The organism is Gulosibacter sediminis, assembly GCF_014904065.1.
GTDB classification, from domain to species: domain Bacteria; phylum Actinomycetota; class Actinomycetes; order Actinomycetales; family Microbacteriaceae; genus Gulosibacter; species Gulosibacter sediminis.
Genome location: NZ_JACXJG010000005.1, coordinates 500 through 18,146, shown reverse-complemented (window position 1 = coordinate 18,146; position 17,647 = coordinate 500). Strand labels below are relative to the sequence as shown.

Annotated in this window: 16 protein-coding genes and 3 pseudogenes; 6 read left to right on the top strand and 13 right to left on the bottom strand. The window is 69.0% G+C overall.

The genetic code is table 11. The annotated features are described in order from the left end of the window. Nucleotides 1–387 precede the first annotated feature (387 nt). Nucleotides 388–1,164, top strand: coding sequence for an SbcC/MukB-like Walker B domain-containing protein (locus ID132_RS01985; RefSeq protein ID WP_193127742.1), 777 nt, complete (start codon nucleotides 388–390; stop codon nucleotides 1,162–1,164). Nucleotides 1,165–1,271: 107 nt separating this feature from the next. Here ID132_RS01985 and ID132_RS01980 read toward each other — a convergent pair whose 3' ends face one another. The 3 genes from ID132_RS01980 to ID132_RS01970 form a co-directional block, all read right to left on the bottom strand. Next, nucleotides 1,272–1,862 carry a DinB family protein gene (locus ID132_RS01980; RefSeq protein WP_193127741.1) on the bottom strand — a complete coding sequence of 197 codons (591 nt, stop codon included), beginning with the start codon at nucleotides 1,860–1,862 and terminating at the stop codon, nucleotides 1,272–1,274. A 9-nt stretch (nucleotides 1,863–1,871) separates the two neighbouring features. After that, entirely contained in the window at nucleotides 1,872–2,537 is a 666-nt protein-coding gene (locus ID132_RS01975; protein WP_125105727.1) for an alpha/beta hydrolase, read from the bottom strand. A gap of 88 nt (nucleotides 2,538–2,625) precedes the next feature. Continuing rightward, nucleotides 2,626–4,116 carry an SPFH domain-containing protein gene (locus ID132_RS01970; protein ID WP_193127740.1) on the bottom strand — a complete coding sequence of 497 codons (1,491 nt, stop codon included), beginning with the start codon at nucleotides 4,114–4,116 and terminating at the stop codon, nucleotides 2,626–2,628. A 155-nt stretch (nucleotides 4,117–4,271) separates the two neighbouring features. Between ID132_RS01970 and ID132_RS15450 the strand changes: the two genes are divergently transcribed. Together ID132_RS15450 and ID132_RS15445 are read left to right on the top strand one after the other, a co-directional pair. Continuing rightward, a complete protein-coding gene (locus ID132_RS15450; RefSeq protein WP_459562423.1) occupies nucleotides 4,272–6,020 on the top strand; it encodes a helicase-related protein in 1,749 nt (582 codons plus the stop codon). Further along, nucleotides 5,932–6,768 (top strand): ATP-dependent helicase C-terminal domain-containing protein, encoded by an 837-nt coding sequence (locus tag ID132_RS15445; protein WP_459562422.1) that lies wholly within the window; start codon nucleotides 5,932–5,934, stop codon nucleotides 6,766–6,768. Before ID132_RS15450 ends, ID132_RS15445 begins: the two co-directional genes overlap by 89 nt. A 33-nt stretch (nucleotides 6,769–6,801) precedes the next feature. On the opposite strand, the gene ID132_RS01960 is transcribed toward ID132_RS15445, so the two are convergent. Continuing rightward, nucleotides 6,802–7,512 (bottom strand): CE1759 family FMN reductase, encoded by a 711-nt coding sequence (locus tag ID132_RS01960; protein ID WP_125105724.1) that lies wholly within the window; start codon nucleotides 7,510–7,512, stop codon nucleotides 6,802–6,804. 86 nt (nucleotides 7,513–7,598) lie between these two features. Then, complete coding sequence (locus tag ID132_RS01955; protein WP_193127739.1) at nucleotides 7,599–8,816, bottom strand: CE1758 family FMN-dependent luciferase-like monooxygenase; 1,218 nt, start codon at nucleotides 8,814–8,816, stop codon at nucleotides 7,599–7,601. Between the two features lie 338 nt (nucleotides 8,817–9,154). Here ID132_RS01955 and ID132_RS01950 point away from each other — a divergent pair. After that, nucleotides 9,155–10,892 (top strand): annotated as a pseudogene (locus ID132_RS01950) (DEAD/DEAH box helicase); the annotation flags it as partial. Here the strand turns inward: ID132_RS01950 and ID132_RS15085 are convergent. From ID132_RS15085 to ID132_RS01935, 4 genes and pseudogenes are all read right to left on the bottom strand, one after another. Continuing rightward, nucleotides 10,779–11,438, bottom strand: coding sequence for a DUF418 domain-containing protein (locus ID132_RS15085; RefSeq protein WP_413229344.1), 660 nt, complete (start codon nucleotides 11,436–11,438; stop codon nucleotides 10,779–10,781). The pseudogene ID132_RS01950 and the gene ID132_RS15085 overlap by 114 nt on opposite strands. A 241-nt stretch (nucleotides 11,439–11,679) precedes the next feature. Beyond that, a pseudogene (locus ID132_RS15080) lies at nucleotides 11,680–12,240 on the bottom strand (heparan-alpha-glucosaminide N-acetyltransferase domain-containing protein); the annotation flags it as partial. A 9-nt stretch (nucleotides 12,241–12,249) separates the two neighbouring features. After that, entirely contained in the window at nucleotides 12,250–12,765 is a 516-nt protein-coding gene (locus ID132_RS01940) for an SRPBCC domain-containing protein (protein ID WP_235988227.1), read from the bottom strand. A gap of 58 nt (nucleotides 12,766–12,823) precedes the next feature. Beyond that, nucleotides 12,824–13,144 carry a putative quinol monooxygenase gene (locus ID132_RS01935; protein WP_193127738.1) on the bottom strand — a complete coding sequence of 107 codons (321 nt, stop codon included), beginning with the start codon at nucleotides 13,142–13,144 and terminating at the stop codon, nucleotides 12,824–12,826. Between the two features lie 129 nt (nucleotides 13,145–13,273). Here ID132_RS01935 and ID132_RS01930 point away from each other — a divergent pair. After that, nucleotides 13,274–14,118: pseudogene (locus ID132_RS01930) on the top strand (class II fructose-bisphosphate aldolase). Between the two features lie 46 nt (nucleotides 14,119–14,164). Here the strand turns inward: ID132_RS01930 and ID132_RS01925 are convergent. Genes ID132_RS01925 through ID132_RS01915 form a run of 3 tightly spaced genes read right to left on the bottom strand, consistent with a single transcriptional unit; the run spans nucleotide 14,165 to nucleotide 16,150 of the window. After that, nucleotides 14,165–14,782: a hypothetical protein gene (locus ID132_RS01925; RefSeq protein ID WP_125105718.1), complete on the bottom strand. Its 618-nt coding sequence runs from the start codon at nucleotides 14,780–14,782 to the stop codon at nucleotides 14,165–14,167. A gap of 36 nt (nucleotides 14,783–14,818) precedes the next feature. Next, nucleotides 14,819–15,127 (bottom strand): ArsR/SmtB family transcription factor, encoded by a 309-nt coding sequence (locus ID132_RS01920; RefSeq protein ID WP_125105717.1) that lies wholly within the window; start codon nucleotides 15,125–15,127, stop codon nucleotides 14,819–14,821. A 39-nt stretch (nucleotides 15,128–15,166) separates the two neighbouring features. Next, nucleotides 15,167–16,150 (bottom strand): intradiol ring-cleavage dioxygenase, encoded by a 984-nt coding sequence (locus ID132_RS01915; RefSeq protein ID WP_193127737.1) that lies wholly within the window; start codon nucleotides 16,148–16,150, stop codon nucleotides 15,167–15,169. A gap of 117 nt (nucleotides 16,151–16,267) precedes the next feature. Between ID132_RS01915 and ID132_RS01910 the strand changes: the two genes are divergently transcribed. Beyond that, the gene (locus tag ID132_RS01910) at nucleotides 16,268–16,714 is read left to right on the top strand and encodes a DUF1801 domain-containing protein (protein ID WP_193127736.1); all 447 of its coding nucleotides are present in this window, start codon (nucleotides 16,268–16,270) and stop codon (nucleotides 16,712–16,714) included. A 110-nt stretch (nucleotides 16,715–16,824) separates the two neighbouring features. Here ID132_RS01910 and ID132_RS01905 read toward each other — a convergent pair whose 3' ends face one another. Next, complete coding sequence (locus tag ID132_RS01905) at nucleotides 16,825–17,196, bottom strand: nuclear transport factor 2-like protein (RefSeq protein WP_193127735.1); 372 nt, start codon at nucleotides 17,194–17,196, stop codon at nucleotides 16,825–16,827. Nucleotides 17,197–17,647 lie beyond the last annotated feature (451 nt).

The window sequence follows — 17,647 nt, the reverse complement described above, 5'->3', positions numbered from 1 at the left end:
CACGCTCCGGGCGCAGGANCGCCCGAGACGAGCAGCGCGAACGTGAGCTTGCCGAGCTGGCCGAGACGCAGCTCGCCTCGGCCACCGCCGCGAGCACCGAGTTCGCATCGCTCGCCGAGCAGCAGCGCGAGCTGCGCGGCACGTTCGAGACGGTGAGCGCCCGACGCGCCATGGTCGAGTCCGTGGCCGATGCGCTAGGCGCTGTCATCGAGGCGCAGCGCTCCGCCGATGGCGCCCGCGAGACCGCGCGCGATGCGGCCGAGCGTGCCGCCGAGCGGCTTGCGGCGAGCGAGTTCGCCGACGAGCATGCCGCCCGGGCCGCGGCGCTCAGCGACGCGCGTCGCGCCGAGCTAACCGAGCGCAAGCGCGCCCACGACTCGGGCATCGATGGTGCCCGAGCGACGCTCGCCGAACCCGAGTTGCAGGGGTTGCCCGAAGAGCAAGTCGATGTCACCCCGGCGAAGGACGCGGCNGCAGCGCGCCGCCGACGCGCTCGGTGAAGCCCAGCGCGCGCACGGCGAGGCGACAGCACGGCGGCAGACGATCGACGCGGCCATCACCCGAGGCCGCGCGCACCTGCGCGGCGCCGACCGCACGCTCGCGCGGGCGCGCATGCGGCAGCAACTCGCGGGTGAACTGCGCGGCGACAATAACCGCAAGCTCAACCTCGAGGCCTATGTGCTTGCGGCTCACCTCGAAGAGATCATCATCGCGGCGAACGTTCGCCTCGGCGAAATCACGTCGAACCGCTACTCGCTCGTGCGCGACGACTCGCTCGCCCGCCGCGGCGCGCAGTCGGGGCTCGGGCTCGAGGTCGCCGACATCTATACGGGCATCAACCGCAGCCCGCAGTCACTCTCGGGCGGCGAGACCTTCCTCGTCTCGCTCGCACTCGCGCTCGGTCTTGCCGATGTCGTCTCGGCGCAGGCGGGCGGCATCGCGCTCGACACGCTCTTCATCGATGAGGGCTTCGGATCGCTCGATGCCGACACGCTCGAGGTCGCGATGCGCACGCTCGACCATCTGCGCGCATCCGGTCGCACCGTCGGCGTCATCAGCCACGTGACCTCGATGCACGAGCGCATCCCCACCCACGTCGAGGTGCGCCAGCTCGAGGACGGCTCAAGCACCCTCGAGCTCCGCGACGCCGACTCCCCCGCCTAGGCGCCCGCATCCGCCCGCCCTNGCAGTTTTCTACGATCGATGCAGCCGTAACAGCAGCTTCCGTAGAAAACCGCACTCACCAATGGTGGGTCGTCCGGCGCCGCACACTACGTCCGTTCGGCGCCCTCGGCGAGGTGTTCGAGCTTCTCGCGATACGCGTCCCAGTCGACATCGTCGGGGATGTTCGTGTTGCTGGCGCGCAGGCCGACGGCGCCGTCGATGTCCTCGCGCAAGATGTCCGCGTGACCCACGTGGCGGGTGAGGTCGACGAGCACGTGCAGCGCGATCTCTTCGAACGTCACCGAGCGGCGCTCGGGCGGCCACCACGGCACCTCGCCCGGCGCATCCGGCTCAAGTTCTTCGAAGGCGGCATCGACGAACTCGGCGACGCGATGTGAAAGATCGAGGATGCTCGCGGCCGACTCGTCCGCGCGGGCATACCAGTCGGCCTGCGGGTCGACGTCCCAGTCGGCCTCGGTGATGAGTTCCTCGGGAGTCGGCCAGTCGCGGCCGAGCACCGCGCCGAAGTACCCGCCCTCGATCAACGCGACGTGCTTCACCAGGCCGAGCAGGTTCGTGCCCGTCGCGGTGCGCGGCCGGCGAAGCTCCGCCTCATCGAGGCCGGCGCACTTCCACCACAGTGCTTCGTGCCCGCGCGCGAGCGCCCCGCGCACGTAGTCGTGACCCGACTCGATCATCGAATCCGCCTAGCGGATGCGCAGCCGCTCGAGGAAGTCGCGCACCTCGCGCAGTTCGTCCATCGAGATCTCGTGGCCGAGCTCGGGGAAGCGGTGAATCTCAGCCTTCGTGTGGCGCTTGAGCCAGTCCTCGGTGAGGTGGAACGCGGCGCGCGAGATGGACGAGTCGTCCTGCTCGCCCCAGCCGAAGAACACCTGGCGTTCGAGCTCGGTGAGCTTCGCGTCGGACTCGACCGAGCTGTTCTGGGTTGGCAGCACGAAGCCCGACAGCAGCACGGCCGCTGGCACCCGCTCGGGCCGGGCGCGCAGCAGTTCGGCGGCCATGACGGCGCCCTGCGAGAACCCGATCGGCACGATCTTGCTCGTCGGCACCTTCTGGTCGAGGGTATTGAGCAGCAGCTGCAGCGATTTCGCGATCGCCTCATCATCGAGACCGTCGAGCGCCTCGGCAACGCCGCCGCGCTTGGTCTTCGGGTCGAAAGGGAACCAGGACGCACCTGTCATTTCCGGCACGGGCAGGGGCGCTCGAATCGACAGGATGTCCCAGTGCGGCGGCACATCGAGCGGCGAGATGAGACCGAACAGATCGCGTTCGTCCGCACCGAAGCCGTGAAGGAGGAGCAGCGTTGGTCCACCGCGGAGGCCCGTGGGAGAAATGGTGTGCAAAGTGGTCATATCGCGATTCAAGCACCGCCCGCTTGCGCCTTGTCTGAAGAAAAGGCCCGCGCCAGAATTTGGCGCGGGCCTTCATCACTTCGTCGCACTACTCGGCCGCGTTGCCGCCCTGTGCCGGGGCCGCGGGGGCCTGCCCGCGCATCCCATCGGCAAGCGACGCGCCGGTGCGCGTGCCCTGCACACTCGCCTGGATGAGCTCACCCAGGTCGATGCCGGTCGCATTCTTGATTGCGTCGAACGGGGCGCGCATCGTCGCCGCCGACTCGGCGACCTGGTGACCGGCGCCGCCCTCGGTCGTGATCACGGTGTAGCCGTCGATCGCCTGCTGCGCCTTCGCGAACTCGGCGACCATCGGCACGAGTTGATCGATGAGTCGCTGCGTCACGAGCACCTGCTCGTGTTTCTCAACGGCCTCACCGAGCGCGAGCTGCGCGGCGGCCTCGGCCTGACCGGCGGCGCGGATCGCCTCCGCCTCCGCCTCGGCCTCGACGCGACGCGCATGCGCATCCGCATCCGCCTTCGCGCGGCGCGCGGTCGCCTCGGCCTCGGCCGCGGTCGTGCGGGCAGTCGCCTCACCGCGAGCGGCGGTGGTGCGGGCCGTCGCGTCGGCCTCCGACACGAGCTTGCGCGTCTCGGCCTCCTTGTTTTGCTGGTAGGCCTGCGCGTCGGCGCGACGCTCCTGGTCGTAGAGGTTCGCGTCGGCGACCTTCTTCACATCGGCGTCAAGCTGCGACTGCTTGTTCTGAGCCTCCTGGTCGAGCACCGCCTGCTGCAGCTCGGCACGGCGCAGCGCCTCGGCCTGCTCGGCCTCGGCGATCGCTCGGCCGACTTTCGCCTTCGACGCGGCCTCCGACTCCTGGAACGTGGTGCGCTCATAGAGCGTCTCGGTGTCGGTCTCGATCTGGCGCTTTGCGACGGCACGGTCGGCGTCGATCTTCGCAGTCTCGGCCTCGCGGTGCACGCGGCGGAGCTCCTGCGCACCGAGCGCCTCGATGTAGCCGCCCTGGTCGGTGATGCCGAGAATCTGGAACGAGTCGAGCACAAGACCCTGACGCTCGAGGTCGCCCTCGATGCCCTCGGCAATCTGCTCGGCGAGGGCCTTGCGGTCCTTCATCAGCGTCTCGACGGTGAGCGTCGCGACCACACCACGCAGCGCACCCTCGAGCACCTCGGTGGTAAACGCCTCGATGGCGCGGTCCTGCGAGAGGAAGCGCTCGGCGGCGCGACGAATCGCCTCGGGCGCCGAGCCGACCTTGACGAGCGCGATGCCCTCAACGTCGACGGTCACGCCGTTCGCGGCCTGCGCCGTCGGCTTGATCTCGATCGAACGCGAGCGCAGCGACAGCTTCGAGGAGCGCTGGGTGAACGGGTTGACGAACAGACCACCACCCGAGATCACCTCGATCTTCGAGGTCTCCTGGCCGCGCTTCGCCTTACCGGTGATGACGAGGGCCTCGTCGGCGGCGGCGGTGCGGTACCAGGTGCGGGAAATGATGATGAACACGACGAGCGCGATGACCGCGATCACGATCACGACGATCAGAATGACCAGGCCGAGGGCTCCGGTAAATAGGTCCACGGGTGTCCTTTCGAGAGGCGGCAGCGCACGCGGCTGCCGGGGAGGGGCATCGTCCGTACTAATCTCCCACGCCCGACCGCCCCGCCGCGCCGGGCGGTGGATGTATCGCTATCACCCCGCAGAGTGACGCTGATCGATGCGGCACACTGGAAGGGATGTTCGACCTCACGCGGATCGCCGAGGGCCTCCCCGCCGCCACCCTGCTCCCCCAACTGCGGGATGCGCTCGCCAAGCCGGGCGCGCGGGCCGTCGTTGCCGCGCCGCCGGGATCGGGCAAGACGACGGTCGTGGCGCCCGCGGTCGCCGAGCTCGCGGACGGCCGCGTCATCGTCACACAGCCGCGCCGCATCGCGACCCGCGCGGCCGCGAGCCGACTCGCGCAACTCAGCGGCACGAGACTCGGGGATGCGGTCGGTTATTCGGTGCGCGGCGAGCGGCGCACGTCGGCCGCGACCCGCGTTGAGTTCGTCACCGCGGGCCTGCTCGTGCGGCGCCTGCTCGCCGACCCCGAACTCGCGGGCGTCGATGCCGTCGTGCTCGATGAGGTGCACGAGCGCTCGCTCGACAGCGATCTCGCGATCGGGATGCTCGGCGAGCTCGGGCAGCTGCGCGACGACCTCACCCTCGTCGCGATGTCGGCGACGCTCGACGTGGCGGCGTGGACCGAGCTGCTCGGCCCTGGAACGCGCGCGTGCGAGGTCGACGTGGCCCCGCATCCGCTCGAGGTGCGTTGGGCGCCTCCGCCGCGCGACGTTCGCCCGCTCGACGAGCGCGGCGTCACGCGCGACTTCCTCAGTCACGTCACCCGTGTGAGCGCCGACGCCTTCGCGGACGTACCGGCGGGTAGCGCCCTCGTCTTCTTGCCGGGCGCGCGCGAGGTCGATCGGGTCGCCGAGGGGCTGCGCGCCCGCGGCATCCCCACTGAGAGCCTCACTGGGTCGCTCTCGCTCGAGGAGCAGCAACGCGTGCTCCGCCCGAACGGCGAGCGCCGCGCGATCGTCGCGACGGCCATCGCCGAGACCTCGCTGACGGTGCCGGATGTTCGGCTCGTGATCGACGCCGGGCTCTCGCGGGAGCCACGCATCGACCTCGCGCGAGACATGGCCCAGCTCGTGACGGTGTCGGTCTCGCAGGCGGCCGCAACCCAGCGCGCGGGCCGCGCCGCGCGCGTCGGCCCCGGCCGCGTGGTGCGCTGCTATGCCGAGCTTGACTGNGCCCCGGCTCGCGCCCGCACCGACGCCCGAGATCGCCTCGGCCGAGCTCACCCCGTTCGCCCTCACACTCGCGGCCTGGGGCGACCCCGACGCGAGCGAGCTGCCGCTCCCGCAGCGGCCGCCAGTCGCATCGCTGCAACGCGCCCAGGCGACGCTGCGCAACCTCGGCGCCCTCGACGAGGCCGGGCTGACGGCGCGCGGGCGCGAGTTCGCGAGCATTCCGGCGCATCCGCGCATCGCCCGGGCGCTGCTCGATGCCGCGCCCCGACTCGGCGCGACACGGGCCGCCGAGTATGCAGCGGCCATCGAGTCGGATCGCCGCGCGCCCGGCGGCGACCTCGCGGCGCTCGTGCGCCAGCTGCGGGATGGGCGGGATGCGTCGTCGAAGCGCTGGCGAGACGATGCCCGCCGCCTGCGCGAACTCGTGCCACCTGGCCGCCCCACCACGCCGGTCGGCGACGACACCGGTCTCGCCGAGGTGATCGCGCTCGCGTATCCCGAGCGACTCGCCCGCGCGCGCGGCGGCGGCTACCAGCTCGCCTCGGGCACAGGCGCTATGCTGCCCCGCGGCAGTGCGCTCACCGGGCACGACTGGCTCGCGGTGGCCGAGGTCGCCCGGGCAACGACGACCGATGCCTCGGGCGCCGTAATCCGTGCCGCCGTGCCGATCGAGCCCGAGTCGGCCCGTGAGTTTGCCGGGCGGCTCGTGCGCACGACGACGGTGACGCAGTGGCGGGATGGTCGGGTCAGGGCCACCCGCGAGACTCGGCTCGGCGAGATCCTGCTCGCGTCGTCGCCGCACACGCCGAACCCACAGGAGGCGAGGGATGCGGTCGCACGCGAGCTCGAGCGCGTGGGCCTCGGGCTGCTGCGCTGGTCGACGGCCGCCGACGAGTTACGGCGTCGACTCGCCCTGCTCCACCGCACGCTTGGAGCGCCGTGGCCCGACGTGAACGACGACGCGCTGCTCGCACGGCTCGACGACTGGCTCGCGCCGGAACTCGACCGGCTCGCACGCGGTTCGGCCGCCGCGTCCATCGACCTGCTCGACCCGCTGCGACGACTGCTGCCGTGGCCAGACGCCGCCCGGCTCGCCGAGCTCGCGCCCGAGCGGCTCGAGGTGCCGACCGGCTCGATGGTGCGCGTGCAGTACGCCGAGCACGATACCGACGGCCCGCCCGTGCTCGCGGTGAAGCTGCAGGAGTGCTTCGGCTGGGTCGACACCCCGCGCCTCGTCGACGGCCGCGTGCCCGTGCTGCTGCACCTGCTCTCGCCGGCGCAACGGCCGCTCGCGATTACCGACGATCTCGCGTCATTCTGGTCGGGCCCGTACACCCAGGTGCGCGCCGAGATGCGCGGCCGCTACCCGAAGCATCCGTGGCCCGAAGACCCCCTCAACGCGCCACCGCGCCGCGGCACCACCCGTTCGGGGCGATGACACGGCGCGGTGCGTGGTGGGGATGGGGCTTGTTTAGGCCAGGCTGCCGCCGGTCGCGAGGCGCATGAGGTCGCTCGAGAGATCGATCTCGTCGTTGTCGCCCGACGACTTCGCGCTGCCGAAGTCGTGCTGATAGGTGTCCCAGTTCGTCGCGCGCAGACGCGCCGCGAACCGCGACTCGATGAGCAGCCACAACTCGCCCGCGGCGCGGCGGATTCGCGTCGCGAAGTTCGGGTCGTTCCAGTCCTCGGTCGCTGCGAACAGCGACGTCGGGGCCACGAGCGACCGCAGGTAGGCGAACTGCGAGCGCATCTGACCGTCGATGACGAGGGCGTGGCGGCTCGTGCCGGCGGTCGCGCCGAGCACGACCGGCGTGCCGACGAGCAGGTCGCGGTCGAGCACCTGGAAGAAGCCGCTGAACAGGCCCGAGGCCTCGGCCTTGTAGACCGGAGTCGTGGCAACGAGCGCATCGGCATCGGCGATGAGTCGACTTGCCCGCTCGAGGCCCTCCCCGCGGAGCCCGGTGACGAGCCCGTTCGCGATCTCCTGCGCGAGGTCGCGCAACTCGATCACCGTTGCGCTGAGCTTCGCGCCACTCGTATCGGCGTGTTTCATGAGCTCCTCGACGACGCGGTCGGCCAGCATCGCGGTCGACGACGGGTTCGAGGTGCCGGCATTGACAACCACGACGCGGAATTCCTCCGACTCGCCCGTGCCGGTGTGCTCATTGAATGCTGAAGTCATCGCTGTGCTCGTTCCTCTCCATCTACTTCGGTTCATCTAACGCGCGCCGTCGCCGCTTCATTCCGGATTCCTCGGCGGGCTGCAAACTAGGCGTCAGCCTCGGCGGTCGGCTGCGCAGCCGCCTCCGCCTCGCGCTTCGCGGTGACCTCGTCGGTGTCGAGGTAGGGCGAGCCGCCGGTGACGTTGTCGCCACGGTTCGCCGTGGGCCGGGGCTGGCGCGCGGGCCCGTCGCCATACTTCTTCGCAACGAGGAGTTCGTGCGTCGGGGCCGGCGCCGACTCGGGGTCGCGACGCCCCTCGAGTTCCTTGCGCACGACGGGCACGACCTCGGTACCGAGCAGCTCGATCTGGTCGAGCACCATGTTCAGCGGCAGACCGGCGTGGTCCTGCAGGAACAGCTGGCGTTGGTAGTCACCAAACAGCTCATGGAAGCCGAGGATCTTGTCGATGACCTCCTGCACGCTGCCGACCGCGAGCGGGGTGGCCTGCGAGAACTGCTCGAGCGACGGGCCATTGCCGTACACGGGCGCCTCGTTAAAGTACGGGCGGAACTCGCGGTAGGCATCCTGCGACTTCTTCGCGATGTACGTCTGACCACCGAGGCCGACGATCGCCTCCTTCTTCGTGCCGTGGCCGTAGTGCTCGAAGCGCTCGCGGTAGAAGTTCGCGAGGCGCAGCGAGTGTTCCGGCGGCCAGAAGATGAAGTTGGCGAAGTAGCCATTGCCGTAGAACGCGGCCTGCTCGGCGATTTCGGGGGTGCGAATCGAACCGTGCCACACGAACGGGGGCACATCATCGAGCGGTCGCGGCGTCGAGGTGAAGCCGTTGAGCGGCGTGCGGAACTTGCCCTGCCAGTTCACGACGTCCTCGCGCCAGAGGCGGTGGAGCAGGTTGTAGTTCTCAAGCGCGAGCGGCAGGCCCTGACGAATGTCCTGGCCGAACCACGGGTAGACAGGCGCGGTGTTGCCGCGGCCGAACATGAGGTCCATGCGACCATCCGAGACGTGCTGGAGCATCGCGTATTCCTCGGCGATGCGCACCGGGTCGTTCGTCGTGATCAGCGTCGTCGACGTGGTGAGGATGAGCCGCTCGGTCTGGGCGGCGATGGCCGCGAGCAGCGTCGTGGGCGACGACGAGAAGAAAGGTGGGTTGTGGTGCTCGCCGACGGCAAAGACGTCGAGCCCGACCTCCTCGGTCTTCTTCGCGATTTCGATCATGCCCTTGATGCGCTCGGCCTCGCTCGGCGTCTCGCCGGTGACGGGGTTGCGGGTGACATCGCTGACCGACATGATGCCGAACTGCATGGTGACTCCTTGGGACTCGCGATTGACTCATGCGTTTGCATGAACCTGCATGCCAGGTAGAACTCGTCCGCGGCGAGAATATTCCCGCGACATGGATTTCTTCTCGGCAAGGTGCGTCTCGACCGCACGCGCACCCTTGGGGTAGACTTGGCTGGTTGACGCCCAAGCTGCGCCGGAACTCGGCCGCACCGATCTGGCGTCACCCGTTCGATCACCACACCGGTGGTCATTCCTCAGACCGGCCATCAGGCCCGGATGCGACTCGACGACTGCCCCCTTGCACTTGTGTGTTCGTCTCTACGCATCCCGACGAGCACGCACCGAAGGAAGGCGCCACTATGACGCACCCCACGACCGACGTTCCCGACGACGACTCAAACTCAACTACCCCCAGCTTTTCCGAGCTCGGCCTGAGCGCCCCGGTGCTCGAGGCCGTCACCGAGATCGGTTACGAGACCCCGAGCCCGATCCAGGCCGCGACCATCCCGACCCTGCTCGAGGGCCGCGACGTCGTGGGCCTCGCCCAGACGGGAACGGGCAAGACCGCCGCGTTCGCGCTGCCCGTGCTCTCGCGCATCGAGGGCGGCGCCCAGAAACCGCAGGCGCTCGTGCTCTCGCCTACCCGCGAGCTCGCACTGCAGGTCGCCGAGGCATTCGAGAGCTACGCCTCGAAGCTCCCCGCGGTGCGCATGGTGCCGATTTACGGTGGCGCTGCGTACGGCTCGCAGCTCAACTCACTGCGCCGCGGCGTTGACGTCGTCGTTGGCACCCCGGGTCGCATCATGGACCACCTCAAGCGCGGCAGCCTCGACCTCAGCGAGATCAAGTTCCTCGTGCTCGACGAGGCCGACGAGATGCTGAAGATGGGCTTCGCTGAGGACGTCGAGACGATCCTCGCCGACACCCCCAAAGAGAAGCAGGTTGCCCTCTTCTCGGCGACGATGCCCCCGCAGATTCGCCGCATCTCGCAGCAGTACCTCAACGATGCCGCCGAGATCACGGTGAAGTCGACGACCGCGACCGCGAAGAACATCTCGCAGCGCTACCTCGTCGTGCCCTTCCACCAGAAGGTCGACGCGCTCACNGCGCATCCTCGAGGTCGAAGAGTACGACGGCCTCATCATCTTCGTGCGCACGAAGAGCGAGACCGAGCAGCTTGCCGACAAGCTCCGCGCCCGCGGCCTCTCGGCCAGCGCCATCAACGGCGACATCGCACAGAACCAGCGCGAGCGCCTCGTGAGCGACCTCAAGGCTGGCAAGCTCGACATCCTTATCGCCACCGACGTCGCCGCCCGCGGCCTCGACGTCGAGCGCATCACGCACGTCGTGAACTTCGACATTCCGACCGACCCCGAGTCGTACGTGCACCGCATCGGCCGTACGGGTCGCGCGGGCCGCACCGGCGCCGCGATCAGCTTCGTCACCCCGCGGGAGCGTCGCCTGCTCAACCACATCGAGCGCGTCACGCGCCAGCCGATGGAGCAGATGCGCCTGCCCTCCGTCGCCGACGTCAACGAGACGCGCCTGAGCCGTTTCGACGACGCGATCACCGCGGCGCTCGAAGAAACGGCACGAATCGAGGCCTTCCGCGACATCATCGACCACTACGTGCGTCACCACGATGTGCCGGAGTCGGACGTCGCCGCGGCCCTCGCCGTTGTCGCGCAGGGCGATGACCCGCTGCTGCTCGACCCCAACAACGACCCGATGGCGAACCAGCCCGACTTCTCGCGCGACCGCCGCGACAACGGCCGCGACAACCGCGACGGTGGCGGCCGCCGCGAGCGCCGCGAGTCGAACGGCAACCTACAGGCGTACCGCATCGAGGTTGGCAAGCGCAACCGCGTTGAGCCCCGCCAGATCGTTGGCGCGCTCGCGAACGAGGGCGGCATCGGCCGCGACGACATCGGCGCGATCAACATCTACCCGGCGTTCACCATCGTCGAGCTGCCCCGCGACCTCTCACGCGACGACCTGAACCGTCTCGGTGGCATCCGGGTCGCTGGCCAGAACATTGACATTCGCCCCGACAACGGGCCCGCGAAGCGTCGTCGCGATGACGACCGCGGCGGCCGCGGCGGCTACGGTGGCGGCGGCCGCGGCGGCTACCGCGGTAACCGCGACGGCGACGACCGCGGCGGTTATCGAGGTAACCGTGACGGCGACGACCGTGGTGGGTACCGCGGTGGACGTGGCGGCGGCTATAACGGCGGTGGCCGTGGTGGCAACTACCGCGATCGTGACGACCGCGGCGGCAACCGCTACTAGCTCGCGCGCTACTCTCGCACCGACGGCGGGGCGGCCTCTTCGGAGGGTGCCCAGCCGTTTGGCGTTTCCGCGGCGCGCACGACGACCGGNTCGGGCGACGAGCCGCTGCCCAGCCGCGAGCATCCCGACGTGCGCGGTGACCTGCTCGAGCGGCCCGCGCCGCACGAAGCGCAACCAGATCGGGCACGCGACGAGCATGATGACGACGGTGATGGCCCAGACGACGTTGCTGTACGGCAGCTCGCCGCCCGGCCAGACGAGCGCGAGCACGATGAGGTGGCCCGTGTAGGTGGTCAACGGCATCGCGCCGACGGCCGAGACCGGCCGCAGCACGTTCGCGGCGGCCCTTGGGATCAGCAGGCAGAAGCCAAGCNAGCGCGAACGCGAGCGCGCCCGAGCCGATGAGTTCGAGGGTGCCGCCGCCGTGCGGCGTGATGTCGGCCAGGGCCCGCAGCATCGTCGCGGTCACGCCCCCGGTCGTGAACTCGACATCTTCGATTACCGGCGTCAGCAGCATCCCGAGCCCCTGGCTGAGCAGCCAGACGCCAAAGCCGAACACGAGCATGGTGATCGCGGTGATCGTCTTGGTGAAATCGGTTCGGCCGAGCGCGAGGCCGAGCAGCAGCAGCGGGAACCACGTGGTGAGCGGGTACATGCCGCCGAAGAGCATGTCGAAGCCCGGTGCGTAGATGAGATAGCCGAGGCTGTAGATCGTCGCGATCACGGGAGGCCCGACCACGCCANCGACCGCGAGCGCGACGAGCACCGCGGGGCGCAGCCGCAGCATGGGCAGCACGAGCAGGTAGAGCAAGCCGTAAAAGGTGAGAATGATCGCGACCGAGGTGCCGAGCAGTTCGAGCATGAGGCCGATCGCGAAGATCACACCGCCTCGGCCGAGCAGGCGCAGCCGAAGCGCTGGCAGCTCGTGCGGCTGCGGGATGCGCGTGCCGCCGGTCATGATCGCGATCGACACCCCGGCGAGCAGGCCGAAGAGGATCGACGAGTTGCCGTGGATAATGCCGTCCCACGTGCTCGGGTCGGTGAGCACGAACGCCGGGGCGTTGCCGAGGTGCGCGCCGACCATCCCAAAGATCGCGAACGCGCGGGCGTAGTCGAGGCCGAGGATGCGCGTAGGGGCCGGGACGGCTGCGGTCATGCTCCGATACTACGGGCGCGCGAACTCGACGTCGTAGCGCTCTTTGAGCTCCTGCCAACCGACGCGGAAGGCGTCTTCGCCTACGATGCGCGGCTGCTGTTCGCCCTGGAGGAGGGCAGCGAGCACGCCGAAACAGACCTGCCAGCCGGCCGCGTACATCGCCGCGGCGTCGAGCTCGTGGAGCACCATCGCGCGGTCGAGGCGGTCGCCCGTGATGGTCCAGGTGATGAGGTCGTAGCCCCAGCGGTGCGTGAGTTGTTTACCGGGGTCGACCGCGAGCACCTCAACCGAGAAGGGGGCATCCTCGGGATTCTCGCGCGCCTCAGCCGGGCCAACCGAGGTGAGCGGCCGGTCAGGCACGTTCGGCGACCAGGCCGCGAGCAGCTCGGGTTCGGTGACGTAGCCCCACACCGTTTGCGGGTCGGCACCGTCGGTCATGAAGTTCATGCGCAGCCGGGGTGGCTCAACGTCGCTGTCGATGCGCGCGGCAATGTTTAACGCGAGAATGCGTTCGCGGATATCCATGGCGCAACCCTGCCGGAGGGAGCTGGAAATCGCGCGAACGCATCCGGGTGTCGCGAAGCTAGTCGATCTGCAGCTCGCCCATCGCGTCCCAGTCATCGCCGTCGATCGTGCGGCTGATGATCTGCGGCGTCGACGCGAGCAGCGGGCGCATGGTCTCGAGGCCCTTCGCGAAGTGCTCCGAGCCGACGTGCGCGGCGCCCGCGTCGTCGTTGAATGCCTCGACGAGCACGAACTCGTTCTCGCGCTCGACCGAGCGGCTCCACTCGAACCACTTGTTGCCCGGCTCGGCGCGGGTCGCCTCGGTGAACTCGCGCGTGCGCTCGATGAATGTGTCGGCGTACTCGGGCAGCACGTCGTACTTGACCACGATGAAGATCATGTTGCTCCTCTACTTTGCTGGCTCTCTAGCCTGCCGCGTGGAAACTTACTCCGCCTGAATGCGTCACAACCTGCGATACTTGCGATACCACTTTTCAAAGTTGCGATTCCAACTAGCTGAGGAGGGCACATGCCACTCACCCATCTCACCACCGTTGCCGCCTCGAGCCGCGAGGCCGGGAAGGGCCTCGGCGCCTTCAACGTCGTGCAGCTCGAGACCGCGCAGGTGCTCGTCGACGCCGCCGGCGCCGCCGGCCGCCCCGTCGTGTTGCAGGTGAGCCAGAATGCCGTGAAATACCACGGCGGCCACCTCGCCCCCATCGGCCGCGCGACGATCGAGGTCGCGAAGGCCGCCGAGATCGACGCCGTCGTGCACCTCGATCACGCCGACGACGTCGAGCTGATTCGCGAGGCCGTCGGCCTCGGCTTCACCTCGGTGATGTACGACGGCTCGCACCTGCCGTTCGAGCAGAACCTCGCCACGACCATCGAGGTCGTCGAGTTCTGCCACGCGGCGGGCGTCACGGNTCGAGGCCGAGCTCGGCGAGGTCGGCGGCAAGGACGGCGTGCACGCGCCCGGCGTGCGCACCGACCCCGACGACGCCGCCGACTTCGTCGCGAAGACCGGCGTCGACCTGCTCGCCGTCGCGGTGGGCTCGTCGCACGCGATGACCGAGCGCAGCGCNCGACCTCGACCTCGACCTCGAGCTCATCGAGCGCATGGCCGCGACGGTGCCGGTGCCGCTCGTGCTCCACGGCTCCTCGGGCGTCTCGGACGCGGGCATGGTCGCGGCGATCCGCGCGGGCATGACGAAGATCAACGTCTCGACACACCTCAACGTGCAGTTCACCGCGGCCGTGCGCGAGTACCTCGCCGCGAACCCCGAGGCCGTCGACCCGCGCACGTATGTCGCAGCCGGCAACACGGTCGTGCGCGCCGAGGTCGAGCGTCTGCTCGGCCTCTACGCGGCGTAACCGCTCGGCGCGGGTGCCTTGTCGCGCCCGCGCCCGCAGCCTCCCACTAGAACAGTTCGTCGTACTCGGCCGAGAGTGCGGCGACGGCGCGGTCGAATGAGCCGCGCTGCATCACGGCGCCCTCGCGGCGCATCCCGTCGTCGGTCACGCGCAGCAACCGCTCGGGGTTCATGAAGCTCTCACGTCCGCTCGAGTCCCAATCGCCGGCGCCGACCGACAGGTAGCCGTTGTGCTCCTTGGTCGAGAGATAGCAGCCGAGCACCGAGGTCGCGTCGATGCGGGCGAGGATGAGCACCGGGCGGTCCTTGCCGCGGCCGTCGTTCTCGACGTAGGGCACCCAGGTCCACACGACCTCACCCGGGTCGGGCGTGCCATCGCGGTCGGGCGCGTAGCTCGTCTGGATGCCGCGCACCTCGTTCGCACGAATCTCGCGGGTGCGGCCCGGGCCGTACTGGCCGGCGGTCGCTTCGTCGTCGCCGTGCTGCTCGTAACCGCGCGATGAGGTCGGCTTCGGCGACGTCTTCGGCGTGGCACCCGAGGACGTGGTGCGGCGCTTCGACTTCGCGGGCGACGACGTGCGCTCCTGTGTCGCGGTCGACGAGACCGCCTTCACGACGGTGTCGACGACCATGCGGCCGATACGTCCCCAATTGATGTTCGCCACGGTGGTCCTTCGAGTTGAGCCGGTTTCTTGCGGCACCTACCCTACGGCGTCACCGTCGCCATCCTCGGCAACGTGCTCAAGCGCATCCTCAATCAGGTGCACGACGTGCGAATCCGCAACTTCGTAATACATCTCGCGCCCGTGCCGCACGGCCTTGACGAGCTCAGCCTCGCGGAGCATCCGCAGGTGCTGCGACACGCGCGGCTGCGACATGCCAGTCGCCTCGACGAGCGCCGATACTGTGGCGGGATCGCGCCGGATCTCGCGCATGAGCCGCAGCCGGGAGGTACTCCCGAGCACCTTGAAGAGCTGGGCTGCGCGTTCGACGGCAAGATCCGGATCCATCACCCAAGTATCGTCGCCCGCGAGGTGTCTGTCGAAACGCTACGGGCGGCCGCCGCCACCCTCGCCACCGCCGCCACCGGCGGTCGGCTCGGTCGTCGTGTCGACCCGCACGACGAGGGATGCGGTGTACCCGTCGGTCGCGTTACCCGCGACGGTGGCGAGCTGGAGCGCTCCCCCGTCTTCGCCGAATACGTTGTCACTGTCGAGCGTGATCTGCGCGAGGTTGTTCGCCGAGCCAGTGTAGGTGCTGCTCTCGTAGACGGAGTCGACCATCGACTGCGGCAGCGCCATCTGCGACGTCGCGATCGCGTTTGTCGAGTCGCTGATCTGCGAGACGTCGGGGTACACCTCGAAGTGGATGTGCGGCCAGCGACCCGTGTAGCAGCCGGGCACGACCGACTTGAACGTCACCTGGCCGTTCGCGTCGGCGACCTGCACGCCGCGCAGCCACGACTCGTCCTCGACACCGCTCGAGTAGAGCGAGTACTCGCCGAGGGCGTTGCAATGCCACGCGTAGACGGCGACGCCCTCAAAGGCGCGGTCGCCGTTCGCCATGTCGGTGATGCGTAACGTGAAGTCGAGGGGCACACCGTCGACGGGGTCGTCGGCGCCGATGCTCGAGCGAATGTCGCTGCGCACGATGCCCGACTCCTCGAGCACATCGGGTCCGTTCGAGCCGTCGGCCGGGTACGGCCCGGCGGTCTCGTCGGGAATCTCGCCCGCGGGCAGTGCCTCAGTCGCGGTCGCCGACGCGCTCGCCGAGGCGGTGGCGGATGCGCTCGCGGAGGCACTCGAGGTGGCGCTCTGCGTCGCGGTGGTGCCGGTCGCGCCGACCGTGCACGCGGCAAGGAAGGTGCCGACGGCGCCGACGCCGAGCACCCCGAGCACGCCACGGCGCGTCAGCAGCGTCGTGATGTCGAAGGAAGCGCCCTGGTCAACGACCTCCTCATCGGGGCGGTCAAGCTTGCGGCCCTGGTACTTCGGGCCTTCGGGTGTCTCGTCGGGATCGGGGAATCCGGTCATGGTGAGATCCTCTCGTCGGTTGCGATGTCCTCATCATTCGCGGCCCGGTTTGCCGACAATTAAGGGCCCCTTATGTGTCGGCTATGCGCCGCCACGCCGGGCCGTAGACTCCGAGTCATGGCGAGCGAGATCAAGACCAAGCCGACCGACGTTGACCCGCGCGACTTCATCGCGGCGCTGCCCACGGCGCGCCGCCGAGACGAGGGCGCGACTTTGCTCGAGCTGTTTGAGGCCGTCACTGGCGAGCCCGCCGTCATGTGGGGCCCGTCGATGGTGGGCTTCGGCGAAGCTGACTACACGAACACGATGGGCACGAACTCGTGGTTCAAGGTCGGATTCAGCCCGCGCAAGGCGAAGCTCACGTTCTACGGCCTGCAGGGCTACCCACACCAGGCAGAGGCGCTCGAGCGGCTCGGTAAGCACACGGTCAGCGTCGCCTGCGTGTACGCGAACTCGCTCAACGACCTCGACCTCGCCGTGCTCCGTGAGCTTGTCGAACTCGGGTGGCGTGCGGGGCCCGGCGCCGAGAGTCAAACCAAGGGTGGTGCGCTTGGGCCCATCTGAGGCTCGATGTCACGAGCGGTTGGGCTCAACGCAACACCCATGCGCCGGTCGCCGCAGCTGACTCGGGAAGGGGCGCTCACTGCGTCGGCTGAGCGCGTGCATCCAGTGGTTCAGGCTGGGCCCAGGATGAGGTAGCTGCGGGCGTCCTTGATCTTCGCGGTCTTCGTCGCGCCTGCGAAGGTAAACGCGTGGCTGAAGTGCAGCGTGCGCCCACCCGCCACCACGATGCCGTCGCAGGAGGCGAGCCGGCCGTGCGTGATGATCGACGTGAATTCGAGGAGGTCCAGGGTATCGGCGTTGCCCACGGAGTCGGCGATCGCCTCAGCACCGCTGCCGGCACGACCGACCACGGCCCACCGGGCATCGTCGGTCAGCCACTCGCCCATCGCCTCGGCGTCTCGCCTCGCCCAGTTCGTGACAAAGTCGCCGACGATGCCGATTCGCGGCGCGTTGCCGCAGCCATCAGGAAGCACCACCTTCATTCACGCACCGCCCCCCTCAATTCACTCGATGGCGTCGCGATCGCATGGTGACATCGATTCTTGATCGTTGCGTGTGTACCGACGCGTAACGCGATTGCGCCCGGACGAGCACTCGCTCGAGCGCGTTCGAAGCAGAGTCAGATCGAGTCAGCCATTCAGACCAGCCTGTTCGCGCCACTCGCTCACGATGTCGAGGTGTCGGCGCCTGCTCTTCGATCCTCTGCACTTCTAACACGATGAAGTCGCGTGCGGCGAATTGAGCACTCACCTCGTTGATAACGTCGGCGGCCGCCGGGTCCTGCGCATCGCTCGCTACCGGTGCGAGGCAAGGAAGAGCGAATCCGGGTCGTCGAGTACGACGAGGCCGTCTGATTCGATGCGTGGGTCTGCGGTGAACACGTTCGTGACATTGACAGTGCTACTGGGCTGACCCCGTGATGTAGGTCCAGTC